Annotated in this window: 5 protein-coding genes; 4 read left to right on the forward strand and 1 reads right to left on the reverse strand. The window is 37.4% G+C overall.

Going from position 1 to position 7388, the window contains the following annotated elements; translation table 11 throughout:
* Nucleotides 1-16: 16 nt before the first annotated feature.
* From ACFILD_RS04370 to ACFILD_RS04380, 3 genes are read left to right on the forward strand one after another with little or no spacing between them, the layout of a single operon-like run.
* Nucleotides 17-463 (forward strand): DNA polymerase III subunit chi, encoded by a 447-nt coding sequence (locus ACFILD_RS04370; protein ID WP_375664811.1) that lies wholly within the window; start codon nt 17-19, stop codon nt 461-463.
* Nucleotides 463-642, forward strand: coding sequence for a hypothetical protein (locus ACFILD_RS04375; protein ID WP_375630745.1), 180 nt, complete (start codon nt 463-465; stop codon nt 640-642). The genes ACFILD_RS04370 and ACFILD_RS04375 overlap by 1 nt, the downstream gene beginning before the upstream one ends.
* Nucleotides 632-895, forward strand: a complete 264-nt coding sequence (locus ACFILD_RS04380) for a hypothetical protein (RefSeq protein ID WP_273791119.1) — start codon at nt 632-634, stop codon at nt 893-895. Before ACFILD_RS04375 ends, ACFILD_RS04380 begins: the two co-directional genes overlap by 11 nt.
* On the opposite strand, the gene ACFILD_RS04385 is transcribed toward ACFILD_RS04380, so the two are convergent.
* Entirely contained in the window at nt 892-2181 is a 1290-nt protein-coding gene (locus ACFILD_RS04385) for an MFS transporter (protein ID WP_273791063.1), read from the reverse strand. The genes ACFILD_RS04380 and ACFILD_RS04385 overlap by 4 nt on opposite strands.
* A 572-nt stretch (nt 2182-2753) precedes the next feature.
* Here ACFILD_RS04385 and ACFILD_RS04390 point away from each other — a divergent pair.
* The coding region (locus ACFILD_RS04390; RefSeq protein WP_375664812.1) for a pertactin-like passenger domain-containing protein at nt 2754-7388 on the forward strand (4635 nt) is incomplete at its 3' end.

Raw genomic sequence — 7388 nt, forward strand, 5'->3', positions numbered from 1 at the left:
ATGAAGGCTTAAGAGATTGGATATTTTATTCTATCATTTGACGCAGTCAACGCTGAAGGATATTTTGCCGACGCTTGTGGAGCGTGCATTGGCTCGTTTTGGTAAAGCAACAATACAATGTGTGAGTAAAGAACAACGCGATTCTATAGATATACATTTATGGGTTTATGCTGATGAATCATTTATTGGACATGGAACGGAGTGTGATCAATATTCAAACTTTCAGCCTGTATTTCTGACGACAGGACAAGAAAATCCGAATGATTCAAAGGTTCGTTTTCTCATAGAGGGAGCTGTTTGTTCGGATATTGATGCTTATCAACGGCTTGTCGTGATATTTGATGGTAGAAGTGAAGAGCAGTTGAATCTCGTTCGTGCACAGTGGAAAAAATATAAAATGGAAAATCATAATTTAACGTATTGGCAACAGACTGAAGATCGTCGCTGGGAAAAACAGGTTTAATGCGTCTCGTATCTATTGCTCTGATTTTTATAGGATTGCTGGGAATAGTAAATCCAGCACTTTTTATTACGGAAGGTTCAGGGGGAGGGCGTTGGGTTTTTATTGTGATTTTTCTTTTAGGCATGCTAAAGATATGGCCTATAATTAAAAAAACGAAACGCCATGATGATGATTATTGATCGAATTTTGCTTATTTTATGGGCTGTGATGTTGTCCTTCTTTTGCGTGTCGTGGTTGGGGACAACGCATATCTTATCAAAAATGTTTGCTGTTGCTTATATGAGTAATATTGCAGATTTTTTATTTTTCTTTTTGAGTGCATTGTTTGCGGGAATATTGTGGTGGAAAATACCTCAACCCCTGTCTTTAAAAACAAAACTGGCAGCATTTTTGCCGCCAGTCCTTATTTTATTCTTCGTTATTATATTTTAGTTGGATATTTCATCATCTGTAAATCCGACGAAGCAAATCAGTGAAATAAAAGAAGCAAGAAGCAAATAATAACCGATATAAGATGTATCGAAATGTTGCACCAGATATTCTGCAATATAAGGCGCGAGAGATGCTCCTATGATAGCAGATAAATTGAAAGTGATAGAAGAACCGGTATATCGGATTGCTGTTGGGTATGGTGAAGCCAAAACAGCACCAAGAGGACTGTATATCATTCCCATGAGAGACAAACCGATGACAGACATTGCAAGGACTCCTATAACTCCAGAATTTAAGAAATAAGGAATTGCGAAAGAATAAATACCGGTGATGATCGTAATCCAAATCATCAAAGTTCTACGTCTAATACGGTCAGCGAGTTTTCCAGTGATGACAGTAAAAATCCCACAAAAAATAGCACCGACAATTTCGATTTGAAGAGCTTGATGAAATGGCAATTGCAGATGGTTTGTTGAATAGCTTAACAAATATGTAGTAACCAAGTAAAACAAAACAAAAGTTGCCATACCAGAAAATACTCCAAGAAATAGGATTCGTGGACATTTTAAAAAGACATCTATGATAGGAACTTTGACATGTTCTTTACTTTCAAGAGTTTTTTTGAATTGAACAGTTTCATTAATTGAAAGACGGACCCATAATCCTATAATCATAAAAACAACTGAAGCAATAAAAGGAATACGCCATCCCCAAGCTAAAAGTTCCGCACGATCAAGGAAATGCAACAGAGCTAAATAAACAGCAATAGATAAAAACAAACCTATTGAAACGCCTAATTGGGGGAACATCGCATACCAGCCGCGCTTTTCTGGAGGGGCATTTTCTGTTGCGAGTAAAACAGCGCCTCCCCATTCTCCTCCTAATCCCATTCCCTGTCCAATACGGCACAAGGTTAAGAGGAAAGGGGCAAACCACCCTGCTATTTCATAAGTAGGAAGAAAACCAATAATGACTGTTGAAAGACCCATTGTGAGAAGAGAAGCAATAAGTGTTGCTTTTCTTCCAATTTTATCCCCAAAATGTCCAAAAACAACTGATCCAAAAGGGCGGGCAAAAAAGGCTGCTCCAAATATGAGGAAAGATTGTAAAATGGCAGTCTGATCATTTTGTGTTGGAAAAAACACATGAGGAAATATAAGAGCTGCGGCAGTGCCAAAGACATAGAAATCGAAGAATTCAATTGTTGGTCCAATAAGGCTTGCAAATAAAATTCGACGAGGGGAGTTTCTGTTGCTTGTAGCTTTCATTTCTGAGTTTATAGACATGAATAGAATGTCCCTTTCAGTATATGACAAATCAAATAACGAGTTAACTGACTATAAGTATAGAAATTTCAAATCAGTGTCGAGTCAATATTATGACACTTCGTTATATATTAGAACAATGATTATGGACTGATGAGTATGAATAAGTGCTCTAGATATTATCCAAAATGAATAAAATAAAGACGCTGCTTTAAATGCTGTAGAAGATGGCAATAGGTGGCTATAAACGCAGCTCTCATTCACATTGCTGTTTCCTTTAAAGTTTAATGCCATTTTTATCTATTAAGGGATCAATCTTATTCGTAGATCAGTATTTAGTGTCTCAAAATATTAAAAATATTTTTTATGGATGCAATTGCAACACTTTTAAAGTGTATATAAAATAAATTAAATCTTTTAGTTGTGTATGTATTTTAAAACACAAGGTGTATATTTCGTCTATCAGAGCTTAATCCATCGTATGCTTTGCTATCTTAAAAGACATGAGGTTGAGCAATTACGTTGTGTTGTTTTTGTCTATGCACTTTTTTCTAAATGGGGGAATTTAAATTTGAAATTATGGAGTGTGAATAATGCACCGCAAAATGAAATTAAGTTTTTATGCATTAATGACCAGTGTTTTTTTTGTCAAGATTGCGAGTGCAGATGGAGTAGCTACACCAAGAGAAAAGTTATTAACACCAGTAAGTATCAGTGAACATCTAGAAGAGACAAGAAAGTTGTTATCGGAAGTAAGGGGATTAAAAGAAAAAAAGGGGGGATCAAAAAGGATAGAGAATAAACAGAGAGCAGAAGGAAGTAATCCTTCAGAAGAGGGGAGGAAGAGATTAGAAAACCTATTCTTTGAAGTACTCACAAATTCAATAATTTATGATGATATTGCCGTTTATATTACTGACCGTGATTCTGAGGACTCTGGTAAAAAAGTAAATAGCTTTAATTATGAAGACGCTGGATATTCTATCAATAATACGGTTCAGGAGGGTGGAAAACTTTACATTGATGCAGCAAGTGTTAGCAGGGATACGACAATTGAGCATGGTGGGATTGAGTTTGTCCAAAACTTGAGCATTTCAGAATATGCCGCTGTTAAAAAAGGGGGTAAACAAATTGTTGAGAGTGGTGCAAATGCAGAAGGTACTAAAATTTATGGTGGCGAGCAGATTATTTTTGGTAAGGGAAGTCTTGGATCTGGTTTGTTGCGTAAAGATAAGGCAAGTAGTGCTTATAACACCGAAATTTATGCTGAAGATGGAATACTAGGACTACAAAGTGTCTATAGTGGGGGGATGGCTGTTGACACAAAGATTATGAGAGGCGGTGTCCAGAATCTTGATGGTGAAGAGAATTTTCATAACGGCTTCTCAGAAGATGCTGATACAGCCGATACAGAAGATGAAGATTTTACAATTAATGAGGGGGCTTTTGCACTGAGTAGCGAACTTTTTAAAAATGGTATGCAGAATATCTTTGCAGGAGGGAATGCGAGTGAAGTTACTTTATACGATAGAGCTATTCAGAATATATATGATTCTGGATATGCGGATAATCTAACTATTAATCATCAAGCAAGGTCATGGGGTTTTGCTGGTGCGATATTAGGTGAAAATACAAATGTTCATGATTTTGGTAGTCTTTATCTTTATGCTGGGAATGGTGAAGCTGTTACGGAAGTAGAAAATCTTAATTTAAATGGAGAAGATAGCAAACTATACATTATTGCGTCTGAAGATAACGGCAAAAAACCTGAGATTAATGTTAAGAATTTAAAAGGAAGTGGCAGAGTTATTTTTACGTCTTTAGGGACGAATAAGCTCTATTCTCAACTTAATATTGATGATCTTTCAGGTTCTTTACATTTCGATTTTAATGTCAATTTTGCCAAGCAGCTTAGTGATTATCTTGTGATTAAAAAAAGGGGCTCTGGTTCTCACACAATAAGTGTGGCTGATTCTGGGCGTGAAATTACAAATTCTTCTTACAAAAAGCTTAAATTAATTACTGATCGCAGCGGAAATGCCCATTTTACTCTGACAAACACTTTTGGTGAAAAAATCGGAACTATTGATGCCGGAACCTATCGGTACAGTTTGAAACATAGAAACAATAAGGGTACTGGTAAAGTTTGGTACTTAGATGCAAACCACACCATTGATGAGACAACTTCTCAAGTTTTTGATAGTGTATTGAAACCATATACTGGTTCATCAAGTGATTTACTTACAGAACTCACAATTGATCAAGGAACAACTGTTTCTATTGCAGATCCTAGCTTTGACACGAGTAGCAAGGAAGTTGATAGCAATGGAGAAACTTCAATTAGTAATACAGTTAAAGATGGTGGAAAGCTTTCCGTTTATAGCGGTGGTTTTAGCTTGTATACGACAATTCAAAGAGGTGGCACTGAGCTTATTAAAACACAGGGTCTTTCACAGGATACTATTGTTCATAAAGGTGGGCAACAAAAGGTTGAAGATGGGGGAAAAGCTGAAGGGGCTAAAATTTACGGTGGTGAGCAGTTTGTTTCAGGAAAGTCTGATATCAAAGGTGAGATGGTAAGAAGCAGTGCCTATGACACTATCGTTTCTGGTAAAAATGGAGTGCTAGGATACCAGAATGTGTACGATGATGGAGAGGTTTTTAACACAAAGATCATGGAAGGAGGGATACAAAATCTTTATGTAGAAGAGGATCTAAACGATTATAGCAGTTTTGCATTTGATACGAAGGTCTTTTCTGGTGGAGAGCAACACATTTTAGCGGGGGGAATCGCGATTGGCGTTCTTTTACAAGGGAATGCTTTCCAAGCAATAGATTTAGGAGGCTATGTAAAGGATTTAATAATTAGAGATCAAGCACAATCGTGGTTACATTTTGGTGCAACATTAGAAGGAAGCACTATGATTCATGATTCTGGACGGATTTATCTTTATGCTGGTGCTGAGCGATCTCGTACTGAAGTAGAAAAAATTGTCTTAAATGGCAGAGATACAAAATTGTACGCGATTGCCTCTAATATAGATGGTGAAAGTTCTTTGATTGAGAATCTGAGTGGGAATGGTCGTGTTATTTTTACTTCTACCGTGTTTAATCCACATTACTCTAAACTTGAGATCAATGATCTTTCAGGGAGTTTACATTTTAGGTTGCATACTAATTTTGCAGAACAGCGCGGTGATTATCTTCTGATAAAACAAGGATCAGGTAATCACACCATAAGTGTTATCGATTCTGGTGTTGAAATGACCAATTCTCCTCTACAAGATCAGAATTTAGTTTTGGAGCTTGATTTAATTCATGTTCAAAGCGGAAATGCGCATTTTACTCTGACAGATTTTTCTGGTGAAGAGACGAGTACGATTGATGGTGGAGCCTACATATATGGCTTAAAGACAAAAGATGATAATGGGGGAAAGACTTGGTCTTTGGCTACATCACAAATAACTTCTGCTCCTGTAATTCCTTCACCTCATGTGGAGTCGCCTATAGATAAGCTTCCTGAAAAAGAAGAAAATATGACATCGTCAAAAGATTTTAGTATCTCTGATGTAATTCATTACAGCATTGGGGAAGGAGGAGGAATTCTACAAAGCTCTTTGCTCGGTGATGATAACGTAGTTTATGTCTCTGATGATGGAGAGCAAGGTGTTCTTAAGAAGTCTATTAATAATACAATTCAGGGATCAGGAAGACTTTATGTTGAAGCTGGTGGTTTCAGTAAAAATACAACAATTGAAAATGGTGGTTCAGAGATTGTAGGGGAACAGGGGATCTCAGAATTTACGATTATTTACGAGGGTGGAAAACAAAGAGTGGAGGGAGGAGGAACCGCATTGAGAGCTGAAATTTATGGTGGGGAGCAGCTTGTTTTCGGAAATGGTTATGTAAATGGTGGAATTGTGGGGAGCAGTGCTTATAACACGACACTTTATGGTCAAGGTGATACGCCGGGACAGCAGAATGTATATGATGATGGGATGGCTGTGGGAACAAAAGTGATGAGTGGAGGAGTACAAACTCTTGCTAAGTGGTTTCCTAATGATGATAACTTTGCAGAAAAAGCCGGCGGTTTAGCTGTAAATGCTGAAATCTTTTCAGAGGGTGTGCAGCGTGTTTTAGCAGGAGGTGAAGCAAATACAGTCATTTTACGCACTGGTGGTGTTCAAGAAGTCTATGCAGGTGGAATTGTAAAGAATCTAACGATTGAAGGTAATGCTAATTCATGGATTTCTCCTGGTGCAATATTAGGAGGAGAAATAAAAGTTCAGGATTTTGGTGGGCTCCATCTTGATGCTGGAGACGATGGTCAACAAACTATAGTAGAAAACATTGAATTAAATGGAGAAGACGCTCAATTATACTCCGTTGCTCGTGGGTTTGACGACAAAAGTACACGCATTCAGCAGTTAAGCGGTGTAGGAAAAGTCATTTTTACCTCTTTTGAAGATGATTTATATTACTCTCAGCTTTACATTGATAATCTAGCAGGGAGTCTACATTTTAACTTTAATGTTAGCCTTGCAGAAGAAAAAGGTGATTACCTCTTTATTGAGAATGGGAGTGGTTTTCATACAATAAGTGTCGTAGATTCTGGTATTGAAATTGTTGATCCTTCTTCAGCAGGACTTGATTTAATTTTTGATCAAAGTGGTGGCGCACATTTTACCCTGAGAAGCTTTTCTGGTGCAAATGTTAAAACTATTGATGGCGGAACCTATACGTATGGTTTAAAACAGAGAATTGATGAGGATGGGGGTGAAAAAGTTTGGTATTTATCTGCAGTATTTATTGATAATGTTTCATTTCTCAACAGTTTACCACGTAGTAGAAGCAGATCTGTGCGGCATTTAAATCAAAATCAATCAGTTTCTTCTCTTTCAACGATTGCAGCATCACAAGAGCATGCTATTAAATTGCCACGTCGAAGAAAAAACCGCCAAAACTTGAGTCAAAGATCTCCAGCTTTTGTTTCTCCAACTGTTTCCTCTCTTGGAAGTCACGTTATTGAAGTCTCAGGTCCAGCGAGTTCTCATCCTCTTTCTGCTGAAGAGCAACAAACTGCTATTTCAGAATCTTCTCACTCTTTAGCCGATCAGATGATTGTGCGTCCAGTTCATAAAGAACAACCTTCTCCACAATTGAGTGAGACGCTTTCAGTTTCTCACTTTTTGACCACGCCCTCTACAGATGCGGTATTGTCTATGTCT

This window comes from Bartonella sp. CL162QHHD, from assembly GCF_042195435.1.
GTDB lineage: Bacteria > Pseudomonadota > Alphaproteobacteria > Rhizobiales > Rhizobiaceae > Bartonella.